Source organism: Corallococcus sp. RDP092CA, assembly GCF_041903675.1.
Lineage (GTDB): Bacteria > Myxococcota > Myxococcia > Myxococcales > Myxococcaceae > Corallococcus.
The window spans coordinates 117,736-138,657 of the sequence record NZ_JAYESI010000003.1; the positions used below are offsets into that span (position 1 = coordinate 117,736).

The following is a 20,922-nucleotide window of genomic DNA, read 5'->3' on the forward strand; positions in this document are numbered from 1 at the left end:
CTTGAAGACCCTCCGGAGTGCGGCGAGGCGGGCACTCTTACGCCATGTCCCCATGGGAAGGGGCCGGAAGAGCGGGCCCTGTGTGAATCCGCACGGCGGGCGTTTTGTTCCTGTCCGGTGGCGCCTCCCGGGGAGGGGCGGGGACGAAGGCGGGCCTCCCCTTGGCCGGCGGGCGGTGTTAGATCGCCGCGCCATGGCCAAGACCCCGACCCCGAAGAAGTCCTCCCTTCGCGCCGCCTACGCGAACGCGCGCAAGGCGGATCCGCGCCCCATCACCGGCAAGGAGAAGCCGGCCGAGCTGCTCGCGCACGCGTTCAGCGCCTACGTGGGCCGGCAGGAGCGCACCGCGTTCGAGCTGATGCAGCAGTCCGTGCAGCAGGACGCGTCCATCTTCCTCACGCTGTCGGGCGCCATGACGCCCGCGGGCCTGCACCAGTCCTGCCTCATCCCGCTGGTGGAGAAGGGCATCATCTCCGCCATCACCACCACGGGCGCCAACCTCTACCACGACGCCCACCGCATCATCGGCCACGGCATCCGCGAGGTGAACCCCAACGCGGGCGACCTCCAGTACCGCCTGGCGCGCATCATCCGCATCTACGACCTGGGCTTCTGGGAGGAGGCGCTGCTCGACACCGACCGCCTCTTCTCCGCCATCCTCCGGCAGCCGGAGTTCCAGCGGAAGATGACCACCCCGGAGTTCCACTACCTGCTGGGCAAGGCCATCCACGGCATCGAGAAGCAGCTGGGCGTGAAGCAGCCGTCGCTCCTGTCCACCTGCTACAAGCACGGCGTGCCCATCTGGGTGGGCGCGGTGCAGGACGGCTCCATCTTCCTCAACATCGTGAAGCTGAAGCGCCTGCTCGGCGACGCGTTCAAGTTCGAGCTCGACATCAACGACGACGTCTATTCCATGGCCGCCATGCAGCACTACTGTCGCCACCACGGCAGCGGGAAGCTGGCCATCTGGATTCTGGGCGGCGGCGTGCCCAAGAACTACACGCTCCAGGGCGAGCCGCTGCTCGACCAGATCCTGAACGTCCCCACGTCGGGCTTCGACATCGACGTGCAGTTCTGCGTGGACCCGGTGGACAACGGCGCGCTGTCCAGCTGCCCGGCCGGTGAGGGCCACACCTGGGGCAAGGTGTCCGTGGAGGCGGTGGAGACGGGCTCCATGTACGTGCACTGCGACGTGACGGCGGTGTTCCCCTGGCTCACGCACGCGCTGTTCAGCGAGCCCAGGAACAAGCGCAAGCCCATGCGCCTGATGGACAAGCTGGACGACGCGGTGAAGTTCCTGGACGCGGACGTCAAGAAGCGCAGCAAGTCCCTGATGAAGACGCTGGACTGGAGCGTCGAGGACGCCGAGCCCTCGTCCGAGGCGGACGCGAAGTCCCACGACAGCTTCGTCCGGTAGCCGAGCAGCCCTTCCCTCCACCCAAGGCCCCAAGTCCCAAAGGAGACGGTGATGAGTCAGCAGCCCGCGACCGGTGTGGTGATGTCCCTGGTGAGCGCCCCCCAGCTGAAGACGCAGGTCACGCACGGCCCGTCCGGCGCGACGCTGCCCACGGAGGCGCCGAAGGACAACGGCGGCACCGGCGGCAGCTTCTCCCCCACGGACCTGGTGGCCACGGCGCTGATGTCCTGCGCCGTGACGACCATGCACCTGGTGGCGAACAAGGAGGGCTTTACCCTGGGCGAGGTGCGCGCGTCGGTGGAGAAGCGGATGACCCCGCCGCCGCGTAAGATTGGCGAGCTGGTGCTGTCCATCCTGATGCCGGCCGGCCTCACGAGGGACAAGCGCGCCATGTTGGAGAAGATCGCCCACGAGTGCCCCGTGGCGCGCAGCCTCCACCCGGACGTGAAGGTGACCACGTCGTTCGGCTACCCGGACTGAGGCGGCCGTGAAGGGGCTCGGCGGGTCGTCCGCCCTCCGAGCCCCCGTTGACCTCGTGCGGCGAGCGTACCGCGTGCCCACCCTCCTGAAGTTCCCGGGGTGCCTCGGGGGAGGGAGCGCGGCATGAATCTGAAGCGACTGGGCATCTACCTGAACGACCACCTGCTGGGCTCCACCGTGGGCCTGGAGCTCGCGAAGCGGACGGAGCGCGAGAACCGCAGCAACCCGGTGGGCCGGTTCCTGGCCACGTTGATCCCCCTCCTGGAGCAGGACCGCGCCACGCTGCTCACGGTGATGGACGCCCTGGAGGTCCGGGTGGATCCGCTCAAGGTGGGCGGCGCGTGGCTGACGGAGAAGCTGTCGCGGCTGAAGCTCAACGGCTCCTGGCTGCGCTACTCCCCGCTGAGCCGGCTGGTGGAGCTGGAGGGCCTGTGCGTGGGCTCCCATGGACGCGTGTCCCTGTGGAGGAGCCTGGCGCGGCTGTCCGCGAAGGAGCCGCGCCTGGCGCGCTTCGACTTCGCGTCCCTCGCCGAGCGCGCCGAGGGGCAGCTGGAGATGCTCCAGACGCTCCGGCTGCGCTCGACGGACGCCGCGTTCGGCGACGCGTCCGTCGAGACCGGCGAGCAGGCCCCGGTCCCGACGGAGGCGTGAGCCGTCAGGGCCTTCTCAGGTCCCCGAGGGCGCGACCGGGTTGCGCGCCCCGTTCTCCGGCCCGGGCAGGAGGCGCAGCTGGCTGGCGGAGGTGAACGTCGCGTCCACCTCCCGCTCCAGGTACGTGTAGCCGGACAGGCCGTCCTCGTAGACGCGCAGCAGGTTGCGCGACTCGTCCAGGGTGATGCGCCCCTGGCGCAGCGCCAGCTCCGTGAACTTGCGCAGCTTCGCGACGAGGTCGTCCTTGTTGTAGCTCACGTAGTTGAGCACTTCCGTCACCGTGTCCCCGGCGACGACGTGGTCGATGAGGTAGCCGCCGCCCGGCGCCAGCGACACCTGCACCGTGTGCGTGTCCCCGAAGAGGTTGTGCAGATCGCCCAGGATCTCCTGGTACGCGCCCACCAGGAAGATGCCCAGGTAGTAGTCGTCGCTGTTGAGCGCGTGCAGCTCCAGCGCGTCCTTCACCTCGCGCTTGTCGATGAAGTGCTCGATCTTCCCGTCCGAGTCGCAGGTGATGTCCGCCAGCGTCGCGCGCCGGGTCGGCTTCTCCGCCAGGCGGTGGATGGGCATCATCGGGAAGAGCTGATCAATGGCCCACGAGTCCGGCAGCGACTGGAACACGGAGAAGTTGCAGAAGTACGTGTCCGACAGCTGCTTCTCCAGGACCTCCAGCTCCTCCGGAATCTCCCCGGCCTCGCGCGCCACGCGCAAAATCTTGTGGCAGATGGCCCAGTAGAGGTTCTCCGCCGCCACGCGCTGCTCCAGGGACAGGTGGCCCAGGGAGAACAGCTGGAGGCTCTCCTCCTTGGCGTCCTGCGCGTCGTGGAAGGCCTCGATGACGTTCTTGTTCGTCACCTCCCGGAAGGTGGACCAGAGGTTGCGCACCACCGAGGGCGCCTTCTCATCCACCTTGTCGGGCGTGTGGGACGGGTCGAACTCGCTGGTGCCCAGCACGTCCACCACCAGCACGGCGTGGTGCGCGACGACGGCGCGGCCGGACTCGGAGACGAGCGTGGGGTGCGGCACGCCCGCGCGGTCGCAGGCCTCCATCACGCCGAAGACGACGTCGTTGGCGTACTCCTCCGTCGTGTAGTTCATGGAGGAGGCGAAGTTCGTCTGGGAGCCGTCGTAGTCCACGCCCAGGCCGCCGCCCACGTCCAGGTACTTCAGCGGCGCGCCCTGGCGCGCCACCTCCACGTAGAAGCAGCCCACCTCGCGCAGCGCGTTCTTCACGTTGCGGATGTTGGAGATCTGGCTGCCCAGGTGGAAGTGGAGCAGCTCGAAGGAGGAGAGCAGGCCCGCGTCCTTCATGAAGCCGATGCAGGACATCAGCTCCGACGAGGACAGGCCGAACTTGGACCGGTCCCCCCCGGACGCCTCCCACTTGCCGGCGCCGCGCGTGGACAGCTTCACGCGCATGCCCAGCCGCGGGGTGATGCCGGTGCGGCGCGCCACCTCCGCGATGAGGGGCAGCTCGCTGGGCTTCTCCACCACCAGGATGACGTTGCGGCCCAGGCGCGAGTAGAAGAGCGCCGTCTCGATGTACTCCTCGTCCTTGTAGCCGTTGCAGATGACGAGCGCGTCCTCGCTGTCCAGGAGCGCCATCACCGCGAGCAGCTCCGGCTTGCTGCCGGCCTCCAGGCCGTAGGTGTGCTCCTTGCCCGCCTCGATGATGGTCTCCACCACGTAGCGGTGCTGGTTCACCTTGATGGGGTACACGCCCCGGTACAGGCCCTTGTAGCCCTGATCCGCGATGGCCTTCTTGAACGCGTTGTTCAGGTGCACCACGCGGTGGCGCAGCACGTCCGTGAAGCGCAGGAGCAGCGGCAGGCCGATGCCCCGGCGGCGGACCTCGTCCACCAGCTCCTTGAGGTCCATGCTCGGAGCGGCGGGCCCGTCCGGGTGGACGCACACGTGGCCCTTGTCGTTGATGCCGAAGTAGGGCGAGCCCCAGTTGCGGATGCCGTACAGCTCGTGGGCATCGGCCAGGGTCCAGCGGTGCTGAGGGGAGGGAGCGGCCATCGTTGTTTCGTGCCTCCGGTGGAGCGCGCGGCGGGGTGTGGAAACTCCCATGAACACGGGAGGGGCGCCGGACTATCGGAAACGCCTCATCCATTCAATAGCTGGCTGTCCCCAGGGCAGGCAGGCGGGCAGGGGCCCTCCACCGGCCCCTGGCCCTGGTGGGCCGGTCAGCATCCAATTCCTACCCTTCCACCTGGGCAGCGCAGGGAGGCCGAGTGGAGAGAAGGGGAGGGTACATGGAGTCGTCCGCACGCAGGGAAGAGGCAGCGCCACTGACCCCGCGGGAGATCTTCGAGAGATTGGATCGCTACGTCATCGGCCAGGACGCCGCGAAGCGGGCGGTGGCTATCGCCGCCCACAACCACCTCAAGCGCGTCCAGGCGCGGCGGATGCGCCGGCAGTCCCTCCTCAAGAAGTCCAACATCCTGCTCATCGGCCCCACGGGCAGCGGCAAGACGCACATCGCGCGCAACCTGGCGGAGATCCTCCACGTCCCGTTCACCACCGTGGACGCCACCGAGTACACGGAGGCGGGCTACTACGGGAAGGACGTGGAGGTGATGGTGTCCGACCTGCTCTTCAAGGCGAACCACTCCGTGGAGGACACCCAGCGGGGCATCATCTTCATCGACGAGGTGGACAAGATCGCCCGCCGGACGCAGGGCGCGCGCAACGGCGCGGGCAGCCGCGACATCGGCGGCGAGGGCGTGCAGCAGGCGCTGCTGAAGCTGCTGGAGGGGCGCGAGGTGCACGTGCCCATGAACGTCACGCAGGCGTGGAACAAGAGTGACTTCGTGCAGGTGGACACGCGCGACATCCTCTTCATCTGCGCGGGCACGTTCAGCGACCTGCACGACTACGGCGACGAGGGCGGCCGGGCCATGGGCTTTGGCGCGGACGCGCTGGGGGCCAAGCGCAAGGAGAAGCGCATCTCCACCAGGCAGCTGGTGGACTTCGGGATGATGGCGGAGTTCCTGGGCCGCATGCCGGTGATGGTGCAGCTGGAGCGGCTGGGCGAGTCCGACCTCTTGCGCGTGCTCACCGAGCCGCCGGACGCCATCACCCGCGAGTTCAAGGAGCTCCTGTCTCTGGATGAGATCGAGCTGGAGTTCCCGGAGGAAGGCCTGCGGGAGGTGGTGCGCTACTCCCTGTCGCGCGGGCTGGGGGCGCGGGGCCTGCGCTCCATCCTGGAGCACGTGATGTCGGACATCATGTTCGAGGCGCCGGAGCGGCGGCACCGCCAGGTGACGGTGGACGCGGAGTTCGTGAAGGCGCGGCTCGCGGCGCTGGACGACGTCGAGCTCAACGCTTGACGGGGGCGGGCTTCTCGGAGGCCCGGGCGGCGGCGCCCAGCCGTGCCGCCGCCTGCGGATCCTGGATGAGCTGGAGCACCACGTCGTTGCGCAGGAGGGCCCGCGTGTCGCCGCGCACCAGCGCGTCCTGCAGGTCCTGATGTGACAGCGCGACCTGGAAGCGCGGATCCTTGCGCAGCGCCTTGAAGGCCGGGTCGTCCTGGAGCTTCTTCGCGCGGGCGGGGTCATGCGTGGCCTGGGCCACGCGGACCAGGTCGTCCAGGGGCGCGAACTGGGTCATCTCGAAGAGGTTGAAGCGGCGGGACAGGCCGAACGCGACGGAGTCCTTGGGGGCCACGCCCATGCGCTTGCCCGCGACGATGACGTGCTGCTCCATGAAGGTGAGCGCGCTGAGGCACACCCAGAACAGGGCGGCCATCTTCCCGCCGCCGAGGACGAAGCCCAGGGTGCGGTCCATGCCGCGCTCGTCCGGGTCCTTCCCGGAGAGGAAGCGCAGGAGCAGCGCGCCCAGCGCGTAGCGCACGGTGAGCCACGTGACGACGAAGAGGAGCACCGTGCCGAAGAGCGTGCCGATGAGCAGCGGCGAGCCCAGCGCGACGGCGAGCTTGGGGCCGATGATGGGCGCGAGCTTGCGCGAGACGAAGTAGCCCGCGGCGAGCCCTACGGCGTTGGCCACCTGCCGGGCGGCGCCGGAGAGGGCGCCGAGGATGCCGAAGAACAGCACCATGCCCAGGAGGATGAGGTCGATGACCATGCGGTGGGCTCCTGGGGGCCGCTAGCGGATCTTGAACGAGGAGTCGCCCTTGGACTTGTCCGAGGTCTGCTTCTGGGCGTCCGCGAGGGCTTCCTTGTAGCGGGCGTTGGAGGGCTCGTAGGTGAGCGCCATCTTGAGGTTGCGCTCCGCGGCGGACGGGTTGCCGGCCTCCAGGTCCTTCTGGGCCTGCGCGTAGAACTGGCGGCCCTTGGGGTGGGTGCCGATCTGCTCTTCCTGTTCCTTCTTCGCGGCGGCCTTGGTCTCTGCCTCGGAGGCGTCGGTGAAGCGCAGCTTCTGCGCGCGGTCCGGCCCGGCGATGTCGGTGAGGTACTTCTTGCGCTTGGTGTCGTCGCGCAGGACGTAATAGGCCTCGGTGACGCGCTTGTAGAGCTCGTTCACCTGTTCCTTGAGGGCCTTGGACTCCAGGTGGAAGAAGCGGTCCGGGTGGTAGACGCGGCTCTCCTTGTAGAAGGCCTTCTTGATGTCGCCGGGAGAGGCGGTGCGCTCCAGGCCGAGCACCTCGAAGTAGTCCATCTGGTCGAGCTTCGCGCTGCGCGACTCCAGGTTCGCGAGCTGGTCCGGGCTGAGGGCCGGGCCCCCCGCGGTGGGCGGCGGCGGGGGCGCGCTGGCGGCGGGAGGATGGGGCGGGGCCACCGGCGGTGGCGTCAGCGGACGGGCGGAGCCGGCGGGCGCGAGCGCGGGCAGGGACGTGGTGGGGCGGTTGCCGGGGCGCGGTGGCGCCGGAGTCGCTGGCGCGATGGGCGGGACGACCTGCCCGACGGCGAGCACCGGAGGCGGCGTCGGGACGACGGCGGGTGGGCTGATCCGAGGCGCGACGGGCGGCGGGGTCACCGGGCCCACGGCGGGCGGGGTCGGGGGCCGGGCACCCGCGGGCGGACGGGCCGCGGGAATCAACGGCTGCATCGTCGGCACGGCCGAGGGGCCGCGGCCCACGGGCGGAGGCGTCGCCATGGGCGCGATGCCAGGCACCGCGGGCGCTGCGCTCGCGGTGGGAGGGACGACTGGCGCGATGCGTGGCATCGACGCGGGGGCGACGGGAGGTGTCACCGGGCCCACGGTGGGCGTCGCGATGGTGGGGCGGGCCGTGGCGGGAGTGGCCGGGGCCTGGGGCAGCGTCACCGCGCCGACGGTGGGCACCGCGGGAGCCTGGGGCAGCATCACCGCGCCGACGGCTGGAATCGCGGACATGGTCGCGCGAGCACTCGTAGCCGGGGCCTGAGGTGGAGTCACTGCACCGACGACTGGAATCGTGGGCGTCGCCGGTCCTTGCGGCGGTGGCACCGCCGGCATCACGGGAACGGTGGGGCGGGTCTGCGCGGTCGTCGCAGGAGCGGGCGACGCGACACCCATGGACGGGATTCCTTGGGCCGAGGGCCGTGCTGCGGCGGAGCCACCCACGGGCGAGATGCCCGGCGGTGTGCCACGCGGCGCGGCCCCCACGGGTGTGAGTCCCGCCGGCGTCGGACGCGGTGGAGCCCCGCTCGCGGGAGCGACGGAAGGCACTCCGCTGGCCGACGCGGGCCGTGCCGTCGCTGGGGCCACGGGAGGAACACCGCCTGCCGACACCGCCGGCGGAGTCACTGAAGGCACCTGCCCTGAAGCGGGCCGAGCCGTCGCCGGAGTCTGTGCCACCGAAGGAACCTGGCCTGAAACAGGTCGCGTCGTTGCCGGAGCCACGGGCGGAATGCCGCCAGCCGCCGGAGCCACAGAGAGGACCTGGCCTGACGCAACCTGCGCCACCGAAGGAACCGGGCCCGAAGCGGGCCGAGCCATCGCCGGAGCCGCGAGCGGAACGCCGCTCGCCACCGGAGCCTGCGTGGTCGCCGGAGCCACCGAAGGAACCTGACCCGAAGCAGGTCGAGCCGTCGCCGGAGCCGCGGGCGGAATGCCACCCGCAACTGGAGCCTGCGTGGTTGCCGGAGCCACCGAAGGAACCTGACCCGAAGCAGGCCGAGCCGTCGCTTGCGCCACCGCAGGGACCTGACCCGACGCGGGCCGTGCGGTCGCCACCGAAGGAACCTGACCCGACGGAGGCCGCGCCGTCGGCGGAGCCATGGGCGGCGGGGTGGGGTGGGCGGCGGGGGCCGCTCCCGGCGCCTTGGGCGGAGCCGCAGGCGGCCGGGGCGCCGCGGGCGCGACGACCGAGGGCACGGAGGCCGTCACCCGGGGCAGGGCGGGCGTCGCCGGACGCGCGGGGGCCGCGGGCGCGGCGGGCCCCGGCGGCGAGCCAGAGTTCGGATCGGAAGGCTCGGACATCGGCGGTGCCTAGCTGGCCACGGCGGGCAGGTCGCTGTGGTGGCCCGCCAGCCGCGTGTTGCGGTTCGACTGGATCGACTGCTGGATGTCCGCCTCCGTCATGCCGGACGACAGCGTGATCGTCGTGGACGTCTTCTGGCCCGTCTCCACGTCGCACGCGGACACGTTCACCAGGCCGTCCGTGTTGATCTCGAACGTCACTTCGATCTTCACCTCGCCGCGATACCCGATGCGGAAGCCCGAGAACTCGAACTCGCCCAGCATCTCGCACTCCTCGGCGCGGTTGGACTCACCCTGGTACACGCGGATCTTCACCTTCTCCTGCCCGTCGCGGCTGGTGGTGAAGGTCTTCGACCGGTCGATGGGCACCGGCGTGTTCTTGTCGATGATCTTCTCCGTGTACCCGCCCACGGTGCCAATCCGCAGCGTCAGCGGCGTGACGTCCACCAGGAACGTCTCCGTCTTGCTGTCCAGGAGCGCGTGCGACTGGAGCGCCGCGCCCATGGCCACGACCTGGTCCGGGTTGATGCCCTCCATCGGCTCCTTCTGGAAGTAGTGCTTCACGGAGTTGCGGATGATGGGCAGCCGCGTGGGCCCGCCCACCAGGATGACCGCGTCGATGTCCGCCGCCGTCAGCCGAGCGCTCTGGAGCGCCTCGTCGCAGACCTTGAACGTGCGCTGCACCAGGTCCATCACCATCCGGTTGAACTGGTCCTGGGTGAGCGTGTTGCGCAGGTCCATCACGTTGCCGTTGGCGTCCTGGCAGATGCCCTGGCAGAGGATCTCCGCGGTCCCGTACTGGCCCACGTCGATCTTCGCCTTCTCCGCCGCGTCCTTCAGCATCTGAAGGCAGAACTTGTTCTGCCGCAGGTCCAGCCGCGTGCGGTTGAGGAAGTCGTCCGCCATCCACGTCATGATGCGGTCGTCGAAGTCGTCGCCGCCCAGGTACGTGTCACCGGCCGTGGCCAGCACCTCGAAGACGTCCTTGCCGATCTCCAGGATGGACACGTCGAACGTGCCGCCGCCCAGGTCGTACACCACCACGCGCTGGTTGACGTCCCGGCCGAAGCCGTAGGCCAGCGCCGCCGCGGTGGGCTCGTTGAGGATGCGCAGCACCTCCAGGCCCGCGATGCGGCCCGCGTCCTTCGTCGCCTGGCGCTGGTTGTCGTTGAAGTACGCGGGGACGGTGATGACCGCCTTCGTCACCTCGCGGCCCAGGTACGTCTCCGCGACGGCCTTCATCTCCTTGAGCACCAGCGCGGAGATCTCCGGCAGCGAATAGCTGCGCTCCCGCACGCCGATGCGCACCGAGTTGTTGTCACCCTCGATGATGCGGTACGGCATCACCGCCTGGGCCTTCTTCACCTCGTCGGAGAAATAGTACCGGCCGATGAGCCGCTTGGCCGAGTAGACCGTCGTCTCCGGGGTGGTGATGATGTTCTTCTTCGCCGCGTTGCCCACCAGCACGGACCCTTCCTCCAGGAAGGACACGCACGAGGCATGCGTCGTCTCGCCCCACTCGTTGGGGATGACCGTGGGCTGGCCCTCATGGACGACGGACACACACGAATACGACGTGCCCAGGTCGATGCCGATTGCGATGTCGTCCGCCATTCCGTCTCCGGTGAAGGCCTGCACCCCGGCTCCTCTAGGGGAGGGCTGTCGGGAAGCGCCCGGAGGTTAGGTGCCACGCCCCGGGGTGTCAATTCAATGACTGATCAAATGCCAGCCATTTCAAGGGCTTAGCGCCAGAGCAGGGGAGCGGGTTCGGACCGCTGAACCCGGGTCCCCGGGGCCTTATCCCTTGAGGAGAAGGGGGGAATCCACCATGTCCGCCATCCTCGCCGCCCTGTCCTCCGACCCCAACCTGCTGCGCTGTGAGCTGCACCGGCTGGCCGGGCAGGTGGTCCTCCGCCCGGACGCGCGGGCCAACGCCCTGGGTGTGGGCAGCTATGCGCAGGAGGAGGTCCTCCTGCGCCGCCTGGCTCCGGACCAGGCGCTCACGCTGGACGACCTGGGGCCTCCGCACGAATCGGAGGCCGTGCTCTTCCACGCGGGGCGGCTGCCGCTGGGCCTGTCGCCCGAGGAGAACACCCAGCCGTTCCGGGCGCGCCACTGGCTGTTCGCCCACCAGGGGCCGCTCCAGGACTTCGAGCCCCTGCGCGCGCCGCTGCTGTCGCGCGTGCCGGAGCACCTCCAGCGGCAGGTCCGCGGCTCCACCGACAGCGAGGTCCTCTTCGCCCTCTTCCTCACGAACCTGCGCAAGCTGGGCCGCACGGATGATCCGCGCCTGGAGCCGACCGTCGCGGGCCGCGTGCTGCGCGACACGGTGCGCGAGGTGGAGGCCGCGCTCGTCCAGGCGGGGCAGGTGCGTATGCCGTCGCTCAACCTGGTGGCCACCAACGGCGCCGTGCTGCTCGCCACCCGCCGCGGCGAGGCCCCGCTGTACTACACGCGCCTGGAGGGCACCGCGGAGTGCGCGCACTGCGGCGTGGACGAGGCCACGCCGGAGACGCACCCGGAGGTGAGCGCGCACCGCCGCCGCCGCACGGTGGTGGTGGCCAGCCACGTCGCGCGCGCGCACGGCTGGGTGGAGCTGCCGCAGGGCAGGACGCTGACCGTGGGCGCGGACCTCCAGGTCGAGCACCTGCCGCCGGACTGAGCGGGCGCTACGGGCCGCCGAAGAAGGAGACCTCCAGGAAGCGCACGTAGAGGTTGCAGGCGGCGTGGAAGAGGGAGCAGCCGACGAGGGTGCCGGTGCGCTCGCGCATCCAGCCGAAGAGGAGCGCGGGGAAGAACACCGCCAGCCGCCACGTCTGGAAGATGGCCAGGTGGCCCAGCGCGAAGAGGAGCGCCGTCACCCAGAAGGCGCGGCCCAGCCTCGCGCCCAGCACCACGCGCCCCTGGGGCCACGCGTCGCGCAGGCGGGCCTGGAGGTAGCCCCGGTAGAAGAACTCCTCCGGCAGGGCCACGACGAAGAGCTGATCAATCACCCACTCGCCGAAGCGCGGGGGCAGGCGCGGCTGGAAGTGGCCCTCGCCGATGATGGGCGTCAGGTGGCGCGCGAGCGCGGGCGGCAGGTGCGGCACCACCTGCACGAAGGCGGCGAAGCCCGCGAAGAACAGCGGCCCCACGATGGCGCACATCACCAGGAACAGGCGCACGTCCTGCTTCCACGCGCGCAGGGTGAGGCCGTAGTCGCGGTAGTCCTCGTCGCGCCAGCGCATGGGAATGAGCGGCAGGTAGAGGAAGCCCACCGTGGCCACCAGCTTGGGCACGCTGGTGCCCCCGGCGATGAGGAACGCGGCGATGATGCCCAGGAAGCCCAGCGCCCAGAGGCCCACCGCCTCCTGCACCGCGCTCAGCTTGAACGGCGGCCCCGCGGGACGGCTCATGGCGCGTCCGCCGAGGCGAGCTCCGCCTTCACCGCGGACAGGGGCAGGGCGCGGGCGCCTCGGCCGCGGCGCTCGACGACGACGCCCACGAGCCGCCCGTCGCCGTCGTACAGCGGGCTGCCGGGCACCAGCGTGAGGTCCACGTCGAAGAACGGCGCGGGGGCGGCCTTGGCCACGGTGGCCTTGGGCGTGTCCCGCTGGCCCTTCCTGCGCGCGGGCAGGACGCCCACCACCCAGCGGCCCGCGAGCCCCTCCGGCACCAGCCGCACCGGCGCCGCCGGCCACGTGCCCTGGGGCCCCGCCACCACCGCGACCTGGAGCGCCGTGCTGGAGAGGACCACGCGCGCCGCCAGGGCGCTGCCCGCGTGCACCACCTGGACGGAGTCCGGGCCCACGAGCGACACGGCGGTGAGCACCTGGCCGTCCGCGCCCACGATGATGCCGGGGCCCGCGTGCTGGGGGCCGCGCACGCGCACCGACGAGCGGGCGTGCAGCTCCAGCACGCGCTGGAGGTCCGCGCGCGACGGACGGGGCTCCGCGCCGGCCGGGGGGGGCCAGGCCAGGAGGAGGCAGAGGAGGGTGGGGATGAGGACGGGCGGGCGGAACATCTTCGCGCCCGCGAGCCTATCAGCGCTCCCGCAGGGCGGCGAGGAAGCTCTCCGCGGGCCGGGTGTTGAGGATGTCCTTCCTTCGCGCCCAGCCGCGGCGCGCCGTGGCCACCGCGAAGGCCAGGTTCTTCAGGTCCTCCTGCCGGTGCGCGTCGCAGCTCACCACCAGCTTCACCCCGCGCCCCACGGCCTGCCGCACGTACTCGGCCTTGATGTCCAGGCGCGCCGGCTTGCCGTTGATCTCCACCGCCACCCCGCGCTCCCGGGCGCGCTCCAGCACCTCCTCCATGCGGAGGGCGTAGGGCTCGCGGCTCTGGATGAGGCGCCCGGTGGGGTGTCCCAGGATGTGGAGGTGCGGGTTGTCCAGCGCGGCCAGCACCCGGCGCGTCATCTGGTCCTCGTCCATGGAGTGGCGCACGTGGATGGAGGCGATGACGACCTCCAACTGCTCCAGCACGCTGTCCGCGTAGTCCAGCGCCCCCGACTCCAGGATGTCCACCTCGATGCCCTTGAGCAGCCGCATGCCGGGCACCGCCGCGTTCACGCGGTCGATCTCCTCCCACTGCCGCTTGAGGTCGTCCACCTTGAGGCCGCCCGCGTGGATGGCCGCCTCGCTGTGCTCGGTGACGGTGAGGTACTTGAGCCCCAGCGCCTGCGCCGCGCGCGCCATCTCCTCCAGCGTGTTGCGGCCGTCGGACCAGGTGCTGTGCGCGTGCACCGCGCCCTGCACGTCCTCCAACGTCACCAGGTCCTCGGGCAGCTTCCCGGCCCGCGCGGCCTCCACCTCGCCGGAGTCCTCGCGAAGCTCCGGCGGCACCTCCTGCATGCCCAGGAGCCGGTACAGCGTCGCCTCGTCGGGGACGGGGACCTTGGTGCCGTCCTCGCGGTGCACGCCCCACTCGGAGATCTTGAGGCCCTGCTCATGGCCCAGGTTGCGCAGCCGGAGGTGGTGCGCCTTGGAGCCGGTGAAGTGGTGCAGCGCGGTGGCGAAGTCCTCATCCGGCAGCACGCGCAGGTCCACCTGGAGGTCGCCCTGCACCATGCGCACGGAGCACTTGCTGTCGCCCTTGCCGAGCACCGTGGCCACGCCGGGCGCGCTCGCGAGCGCGTCCAGCACGGGCCCGGCCTCCTTCGCGGATGCGATGAGGTCCACGTCGGACACGGTCTCCGCGCGCCGGCGCACGCTGCCGCCCAGGCTCGCGCGCACCACGCCCGGGGCCTGGCGGATCCGCTCCAGCAGCCCCTCCGCGATGGGGAGCGCGTCGCCCAGCAGCTTCCGCTCGCCCCGAGCGCGCCGGTACACCGCGATGCCGTCCAGGAGCTTCGCCTCGCTCCTGGCGCCAAAGCCCTTGAGCTCCCGCACGCGGCCGTCGCGGCAGGCGCGCTCCAGGTCCTCGACGCTGCCCACCTGGAGCTCGCTCCACAGGACCGCCACCTTCTTCGGGCCCACGTCCGGCAGCTTCATCAGCTCCAGCAGGCCGGCGGGGAACCGGGCCTTCAGATCCTCGAAGGCCGTCATGCGGCCGGTCGTCACCAGCTCGGTGAGCTTGTCGGCGAGCCCCGGGCCGATGCCCTGGAGCTCCTGCAGGCGGCCCTCGGAGACGACGGCGCCCAGGTCCTGCGGCAGGTTCGCGATGCGGTCCGCGGCGATGTCGTAGGCGCGGACGCGGAAGCCGCTCTGCCCCTGGAGCTGGAGCAGCAGGGACATGTCCCGGAGGACCTGGGCGACGGCGGCCTTGTCGGTGAGCACGGCGGCGGAGGGTGTCACGTCGGGAGTCACGGTCGGGAAATTAATGCCGGGGGAACAGGGGTGCAGGCCCCCATGGGTTGTGGGAAAAGGAACGCAATGACGAAGATCAAGCTGGGACCCGCGGACTTCGCCGAGAGGGAGATGCGGGGCTACGAAATCGGCAAGCGCAACGTCTGCATCGCGAAGATCCACGGCCGCTACAAGGGCCTCGACGACTGGTGCAACCACGCCGGGTGCCTGCTGTCGGGCGGACGGCTCGAGGACAACATGGTCGTGTGCCCCTGCCACGAGGTCGGCTTCGACATGGACACGGGCCAGAACGCGACCTCGCCCGGCGTCTGTGATGACCAGCCGACGGTGCAGCTCACGGTCGAGGACGGCACGCTCGTCGTAGACCTGCCCGACGTCTGAGCCTCCTCGCGTCGCCCACCTTCTTCCTTCAGGAGCGTCCACCATGGGACACGACGGACACGATCACGACCATGACCCCGGTCACGGCCATCACCACCATCACCACGGCCACTCGCATGACCATGGGCACGGCCACTCGCACGACCACGACCATGGGCACTCGCATGACCACGACCATGGGCACGGGCATTCGCACGACCACGCGCACGGGCACTCGCACGAGGGCTCGGCGGTGGCGGCGGAGCACAAGGCGCGCGCGCCGGTGCACGTGAGCGCGTTCGTGGTCACGTGCTCGGACAGCCGGGACGAGGCGCATGACCGCGGCGGGAAGGACCTGCGTGAAGGCCTGTCCGCCGCGGGGCACACCGTCGCCGGGTACGCGGTGGTGAGGGATGAGCCGGAGGCCATCCGGGGCGCGCTCGCGCAGGCGCAGGAGGCGGGGGCCCGCGCGGTGCTCTTCACGGGCGGCACGGGCATTGGCCGGCGCGACCGCACGGTGGAGACGCTGCGCGCGCTCTTCGAGAAGGAGCTGCCCGGCTTCGGCGAGCTGTTCCGGATGCTGTCGTACCAGCGCATCGGCAGCGCCGCGATGATGTCGCGCGCCACGGCGGGCACGTACCAGGGGATGATCCTCTTCGCGCTGCCGGGCTCGCCGCAGGCGGTGAAGCTGGCGCTGGACGCGCTCATCCTCCCGGAGCTGGGCCATGCGGTGCGCGAGCTCACGCGCTAGGACTGGAAGGGCGCGGCCCTCCGCCGCGTTCCCACCGACGCCTTGAAAGCCCGTGAGACGAAGAAGCGCCGGGTCGCGCACACCGGCCTGAGCCCCCAGGCGGCCGACCGCCTGCGCCCCCGCCTGGACGCCTTCCTGGCGGCAACGGATCAAACGGCGCGCATCGGGTTCGACCCGGTGGAGTTCCCCCACCGCTACACGGCCCCCCGCGACGTGGAGGTCAGCGCGCTGCTCGCGGCGGCGCTGGCCTACGGGCGCGCGGACCTCTTCCGCCCGAAGGTCGACGCGCTCCTCCAGCAGATGGGCCGGTCTCCGGCGGCCTTCGTGCGCGCGCTGGATGTGGCGGGGGCGAAGGCGCTGCTCACGGGCTTCGTGTACCGCTTCAACGTGGGCACCGACCTGGCCGTGCTGCTCCTGGGCATGGGCCGGGCGCTGCGCGAACACGGCAGCCTGGAGGCGCTGTTCGTCCGGGGCTGGAGGGCGAGCGGCACGCTCCATGCGGCGCTCGCGGCCTTCACCGCCGCGCTGCGCGACGTGCCCATGGACGCGCTCCGCGAGGCGATGGGGCCGGAGCGGGGGCTGCACCACCTGCTGCCCTCGCCCCTGGGGCCGGGCGCGGCGAAGCGCCTCAACCTGTACCTGCGCTGGATGGTGCGCGGGCCGGACGCGGTGGACTTCGGCATCTGGAAGCAGGTGCCGCCGTCAGTGCTGCTGGTGCCGCTGGACACGCACATTGGCCGCATGGCGCTCCACCTGGGGCTCACGAAGCGCACGGACCTCACCTGGCGCACCGCGGAGGAGGTGACGGCGTCACTGCGGGCGCTCGATCCCGAGGACCCCGTCCGCTACGACTTTGCTTTGTGCCACTACGGAATGAGCGGCGCCTGCCCGGCGAAGACGCTGCCCGCCCACTGCGCGCGCTGTTCACTCCTACCTTCCTGCAAGGTAGGGCCCCGCGTCGTCGCGCGCGGCGCACTGCAATTCTGAGTCCCACCGGACCCGGAAATGAGCTACGGGCAGTCCGCGCGGCCCCGCGTTGACGGGTTGGCGCGGTCAAGGCTGCAATGCGGACGAGCGGCGCGGGTCGTCATGCCCGCGGGGCGCGAGGAGCGACGCGGTGCATGCAATGCTGGTGGCGGTCCCAGCCCCGGTGGCCCAGGACGTGGAGCGCGACCTGTGCGCCACGTCCGAAGGGCGTGCGTGCCGCGTCATCCGCGTGGAGTCCCCGCCGGAGCCGCTGCCGGAAGGGCTCATCGTCCTGTGGGACCACGGCGGCCCGCTGGAGGCCGTGAAGGCGCGCTGCCAGTGGGCGCACGCGCGGCGCCTGCCCACCCGGACCTGGCTGGTGGTGTTGACGACGCGCGAGGGCGTGGAGGCGGAGGCCCTGGTGGACGCGGGCGCGGACGAGTGCGTCGCGCCGCCCGGAACGCGCTGGGGCGCGAGGCTCGTGGCGCTCCGGCGCCGTGCCGCGGACGGGGACGCGCAGGCGCTCCGGCGGGCCCGCGACATGTTCCAGGGCGCGCTGGACGCGGTGCCGGAGCCGCTGTTCATCAAGGACCGCGAGCACCGGCTGGTGGCGGTCAACCACGCCTACTGCCGCCTGTTGGATCAGCCCGCCGAAGCGCTGCGGGGCAAGCCCACCTCGTCGCACGTGCCGTCCCACGAGGCGGAGGCCTCGTGGCGCCAGGACGAGCGCGCCTTCACCACCGGGCAGACGGTGGAGGACGAGGGCACCTTCACCGACGCGAAGGGGCGCTCGCGCGAGGTGCTCACGCAGCGGGCCGCGTACATGCTGCCCGACGGCGAGCGCTTCCTCGTGGGGCTCGTGCGCGACGTCACCGAGCGCACCCGGCTGGAGGCGCAGCGGCGGCTGGCGGAGCGGATGACGTCCGTGGGCACGCTGGCCGCGGGCGTCGCGCATGAGATCAACAACCCGCTCTCCTATGTGACGTCCAACCTGGCCTACCTCTGGGAGCGGGTGGCGCAGCCGGTGGTGCCGGCCGAGCAGCTGGAGGAGCTGCGGCAGGTGGTGGCGGAGGCGCTGGAGGGGGCGGGCCGGGTGCGCTCCATCGTGCGCGACCTGCGGACGTTCTCGCGCACGGAGGAGGAGCAGCACGGGCCGGTGGACGTGCTGCGCGCGGTGGAGGGCGCGGTCAAGCGGATGCGCGACGAGCTCCAGCACCGCGCGCGCCTGACGTGCGACCTGGAGCCGGTGGCCGCGGTGCACGGCAACGAGGGCCGGCTGGCGCAGGTCGTCACGCACCTGCTGCTGAACGGGCTCCAGGCCTTCGGCGAGCGGCCCGCGGAGGAGAACCTGCTCACGCTGCGCGTGCGTCCGGGCCGCGAGGGCCACGTGCTGATTGAAGTGGAGGACAACGGGCACGGCATGTCCGCGGAGGTGCGCCAGCGCATCTTCGACCCGTTCTTCACCACGCGCTCGCCCAAGGACGGCACGGGGCTGGGCCTGTCCATCTGCCTCACGCTCGTGCACGCGATGGGCGGCCACATCGAGGTCGCCAGCGAGCAGGGGCAGGGCAGCCTCTTCCGCGTGGAGCTGCCGGTGCTCGCGCTGCCGCCCGAAGCGGCGCGGCCCGCGCAGCCCGCCGCGGCCGTGACGGAGGAGCCCGCCCAGACGACGATGCGCGCGACGCGGAGCCTGCGCAGGCTGCTGCTCATCGACGACGAGCCGGCGGTGGGCAGCGCGGTGAGCCGGCTCTTGCGCAACCTCTACGAGGTGCACGTCATCCAGGACGCGCGCGAGGCGCTGAAGCGGCTGTCGCACGGCGAGAAGTACGACGCCATCCTCTGCGACCTGATGATGCCGGGCATGAGCGGCATGGACTTCCTGGTGGAGCTGGAGCGGCTGGCGCCGGAGCTGGCGCCGCGCACCGGCCTGATGACGGGCGGGGTGAACCCGCAGGCCCGTGAGTTCGTGGGCCGCCGCGCGCGCGAGCTGCTGGAGAAGCCCTTCGAGCGCGACCAGCTGTGCACCTTCGTCGAGACCCTGATGCAATGAAGCACCGGCCGCGCTGGACAGCGGGGGCCGCGCTGGCGGCGTTGCTGCTGGCGGGGGTGTTCGTGCTGCCGCCCGAGCTGCGAGGCCTGTCCTTCGTGCTGCGCGCGGCGGGCGTCCACGGCACCCCGGCGGATGCCCTGGCCCGCCATGGCACCGGGGCCTTCACCGTCACGGACTTGAGCGTGCCCACGCACCACGGGCCGGTGCGCGCGCGGCTCTACTCGCCAGACCGGCGCAGGGGCCGGCTCATCGTGCTCACGTCGGGCGTGCACGCGGCGGGCATCGACGAGCCCCGCCTGGTGAACCTGGCGGAGGACCTGGCCATGGGCGGGCAGCCGGTGCTCACGCCCGAGCCGCCGGACCTGCTGCGCTACGAAATCACCCCGGGCCTGCCGGACATCATCGAGGAGACGGCCCTGTGGGCCCTGGGGCCGGGAGCGCTGGCGCCGGAAGGAAAGGTGGACCTCTTCGGCATCAGCTTCTCCGGAGGACTGTCCGTCGTCGCGGCCGGTCGGCCCGCGCTGCGCGACAAGGTGGCCGCGGTGCTGTCCTTTGGAGGGCATGGTGACCTGTCGCGCGTGTTGTCCTTCCTGTGCACGGGCGTCCAGGCGGACGGGATGCACCGCAGGCCGCACGACTACGGCGTGGTGGTCATCCTGCTGAATGTCGCGGACCGGCTGGTCCCGCCGGAGCAGGTGGAGGCCCTGCGCAGAGGCGTCCTGATGTTCATGCACGCGTCGCACCTGACGCTCGTGGACGCCAGGCAGGCGGAGGCCGCGTTCGCGGAGGCGCGGGCGATGGAGGCCACCTTGCCGGAGCCCGCCGCCACGCTGCTGCACCAGGTGAACACGCGCGACGTGGCCGCGCTGGGGCCCCGGTTGCTGCCCTTCGTGAAGGACTTCGCCGGGGATCCCTCGCTGTCGCCGGAGCGCTCCCCCGCGCCCAGCGCGCCGGTCTACCTGCTGCACGGGACGGACGATTCGGTCATCCCCGCCATCGAGTCCACGCTGCTGGCGCGCGAGTTGGCGCGGCACACGCGCGTGCACCTGCTGCCCACGCCGTTGATCACCCACGCGGAGATGGACCGGCGGGCCAGCGTGATGGATTCGCTGAAGATGGTGCGCTTCTGGTCCGCCCTCCTCGACGAGTAGCGCGTCACCGCGCGACTTGACGTCCGCTGCCGGGCGCGGCTGCCATGACGGCATGTCCGTGCCCCTCATCGCGTCATTCGGGCTGGGTTGGCTGTTGGCGGCCGCGCCTTCGCAGGCGGGGCGCATCGCCCCGTGCACGCCGGATTCCGCCGATTGGAAGGCGGCGCAGGAGGAGCTGTCCGCGTTCGACACTCGGATGGAGGCGCTTCCAGAGGATGGCGAGGTGGAGGAGGCGCGGACGGGAATCCAACTGCTGGTGAGCCACCGCTGCTTCGGGATCGCTCGCGCGGAGGAGCGCCGGGAGCCGCCAGCGAATCCGGAGCCGACCTGGGACTACTTCGCTTCGGCCAGCCCCGCCGGGCAGGAGAAGGTCGCGGGCATGGACCACAGCTGGAAGGAGTTCGTGTCGTCGGCGGCGCGGAAGTAGATGCGGTTGCCCAGGCGGGTGAACCCGTCGGGGTTGGACGAGCCCGCACCGGGGCGGATCTCCGCGAGCTGGCCGGTGGTCGCCACGCTCCCCTGGGTGAACCAGGGCTCGATGCCCGAGCCGCTCTTCGATGCGACGAAGAGGATGGGGCCGGTGCCCGTGGGGAACAGCGGGGAGGCGTACTCGTCGCTCGTGCTCAGCGTCCGGGAGAGCTGGACGGTCCCCGCCGCCGAGCCATTCGATGCCCACAGCGACACCTCCCGTGGCGCGGGGCCCGAGCTGCCAATGGCCACGGAGAAGTAGAGCTTGCCTCCGCAGGTCGCGGTCCGCTGCACGCTGGGGTAGGCGTCCGCCTGGTCCGCATAGGGATTGGGGAGGGTCGTGACGGAGGTCTTGCCTCCGCCACCCAGGGAGACACTCTCGATGCGCAGCCTCTTGGTGCTCGGGTCCATCGAATACAGATAGACAGACGTGTTCAGCGAGCCGAGCAGCTGCACGAACTTGCCGAACGCCTCCAGGC

General features: G+C 71.2%; 18 protein-coding genes. 10 read left to right on the forward strand and 8 right to left on the reverse strand.

Features of this window, described 5'->3' with window-relative positions; genetic code table 11:
• The first annotated feature begins 193 nt into the window (after positions 1-193).
• From U8525_RS04820 to U8525_RS04830, 3 genes are all read left to right on the forward strand, one after another.
• A complete protein-coding gene (locus tag U8525_RS04820; protein ID WP_374261703.1) occupies positions 194-1,417 on the forward strand; it encodes a deoxyhypusine synthase family protein in 1,224 nt (407 codons plus the stop codon).
• A gap of 51 nt (positions 1,418-1,468) precedes the next feature.
• Entirely contained in the window at positions 1,469-1,897 is a 429-nt protein-coding gene (locus U8525_RS04825; RefSeq protein WP_374261705.1) for an OsmC family protein, read from the forward strand.
• A 123-nt stretch (positions 1,898-2,020) separates the two neighbouring features.
• Positions 2,021-2,548 (forward strand): hypothetical protein, encoded by a 528-nt coding sequence (locus tag U8525_RS04830; RefSeq protein ID WP_374261707.1) that lies wholly within the window; start codon positions 2,021-2,023, stop codon positions 2,546-2,548.
• A gap of 15 nt (positions 2,549-2,563) precedes the next feature.
• On the opposite strand, the gene speA is transcribed toward U8525_RS04830, so the two are convergent.
• A complete protein-coding gene (gene speA, locus U8525_RS04835) occupies positions 2,564-4,570 on the reverse strand; it encodes a biosynthetic arginine decarboxylase (RefSeq protein ID WP_374261709.1) in 2,007 nt (668 codons plus the stop codon).
• A gap of 236 nt (positions 4,571-4,806) precedes the next feature.
• Here speA and clpX point away from each other — a divergent pair, with 236 nt between their 5' ends.
• Positions 4,807-5,883, forward strand: a complete 1,077-nt coding sequence (gene clpX, locus U8525_RS04840) for an ATP-dependent Clp protease ATP-binding subunit ClpX (protein WP_374261711.1) — start codon at positions 4,807-4,809, stop codon at positions 5,881-5,883.
• Here the strand turns inward: clpX and U8525_RS04845 are convergent.
• The 3 genes from U8525_RS04845 to dnaK all read right to left on the reverse strand — a co-directional run bounded on the left by U8525_RS04845 (position 5,873) and on the right by dnaK (position 10,528).
• The gene (locus tag U8525_RS04845) at positions 5,873-6,637 is read right to left on the reverse strand and encodes a CvpA family protein (protein WP_374261713.1); all 765 of its coding nucleotides are present in this window, start codon (positions 6,635-6,637) and stop codon (positions 5,873-5,875) included. The genes clpX and U8525_RS04845 overlap by 11 nt on opposite strands.
• Positions 6,638-6,658: 21 nt before the next feature.
• Positions 6,659-7,846 (reverse strand): DnaJ domain-containing protein, encoded by a 1,188-nt coding sequence (locus U8525_RS04850; RefSeq protein ID WP_374261715.1) that lies wholly within the window; start codon positions 7,844-7,846, stop codon positions 6,659-6,661.
• A gap of 1,077 nt (positions 7,847-8,923) precedes the next feature.
• A complete protein-coding gene (dnaK, locus tag U8525_RS04855; RefSeq protein ID WP_374261717.1) occupies positions 8,924-10,528 on the reverse strand; it encodes a molecular chaperone DnaK in 1,605 nt (534 codons plus the stop codon).
• Positions 10,529-10,742: 214 nt separating this feature from the next.
• Between dnaK and U8525_RS04860 the strand changes: the two genes are divergently transcribed.
• Positions 10,743-11,576 (forward strand): class II glutamine amidotransferase, encoded by an 834-nt coding sequence (locus tag U8525_RS04860; protein ID WP_374261719.1) that lies wholly within the window; start codon positions 10,743-10,745, stop codon positions 11,574-11,576.
• Between the two features lie 7 nt (positions 11,577-11,583).
• Here the strand turns inward: U8525_RS04860 and mrtX are convergent, their stop codons facing one another.
• From mrtX to polX, 3 genes are read right to left on the reverse strand one after another with little or no spacing between them, the layout of a single operon-like run.
• Entirely contained in the window at positions 11,584-12,309 is a 726-nt protein-coding gene (mrtX, locus tag U8525_RS04865) for a myxosortase MrtX (protein ID WP_374261721.1), read from the reverse strand.
• Positions 12,306-12,917, reverse strand: a complete 612-nt coding sequence (locus U8525_RS04870) for a serine protease (RefSeq protein WP_374261723.1) — start codon at positions 12,915-12,917, stop codon at positions 12,306-12,308. The genes mrtX and U8525_RS04870 overlap by 4 nt, the downstream gene beginning before the upstream one ends.
• 19 nt (positions 12,918-12,936) lie before the next feature.
• Positions 12,937-14,697 (reverse strand): DNA polymerase/3'-5' exonuclease PolX, encoded by a 1,761-nt coding sequence (polX, locus tag U8525_RS04875; RefSeq protein ID WP_374261725.1) that lies wholly within the window; start codon positions 14,695-14,697, stop codon positions 12,937-12,939.
• Positions 14,698-14,763: 66 nt separating this feature from the next.
• On the opposite strand from polX, the gene U8525_RS04880 reads away from it, so the two are divergent.
• The 5 genes from U8525_RS04880 to U8525_RS04900 all read left to right on the forward strand — a co-directional run bounded on the left by U8525_RS04880 (position 14,764) and on the right by U8525_RS04900 (position 19,975).
• Positions 14,764-15,078 (forward strand): Rieske 2Fe-2S domain-containing protein, encoded by a 315-nt coding sequence (locus tag U8525_RS04880; RefSeq protein WP_223742329.1) that lies wholly within the window; start codon positions 14,764-14,766, stop codon positions 15,076-15,078.
• Between the two features lie 262 nt (positions 15,079-15,340).
• Complete coding sequence (locus U8525_RS04885; RefSeq protein ID WP_374262286.1) at positions 15,341-15,808, forward strand: molybdenum cofactor biosynthesis protein B; 468 nt, start codon at positions 15,341-15,343, stop codon at positions 15,806-15,808.
• A 111-nt stretch (positions 15,809-15,919) separates the two neighbouring features.
• On the forward strand, positions 15,920-16,795 hold the full coding sequence (locus U8525_RS04890; protein WP_374262288.1) for a TIGR02757 family protein: 876 nt from the start codon (positions 15,920-15,922) through the stop codon (positions 16,793-16,795).
• A gap of 139 nt (positions 16,796-16,934) precedes the next feature.
• On the forward strand, positions 16,935-18,824 hold the full coding sequence (locus tag U8525_RS04895) for an ATP-binding protein (RefSeq protein ID WP_374262291.1): 1,890 nt from the start codon (positions 16,935-16,937) through the stop codon (positions 18,822-18,824).
• Entirely contained in the window at positions 18,821-19,975 is a 1,155-nt protein-coding gene (locus tag U8525_RS04900; protein WP_374261728.1) for a hypothetical protein, read from the forward strand. Before U8525_RS04895 ends, U8525_RS04900 begins: the two co-directional genes overlap by 4 nt.
• 333 nt (positions 19,976-20,308) lie before the next feature.
• On the opposite strand, the gene U8525_RS04905 is transcribed toward U8525_RS04900, so the two are convergent.
• Positions 20,309-20,899 carry a hypothetical protein gene (locus U8525_RS04905; protein WP_374261730.1) on the reverse strand — a complete coding sequence of 197 codons (591 nt, stop codon included), beginning with the start codon at positions 20,897-20,899 and terminating at the stop codon, positions 20,309-20,311.
• Positions 20,900-20,922: the final 23 nt, after the last annotated feature.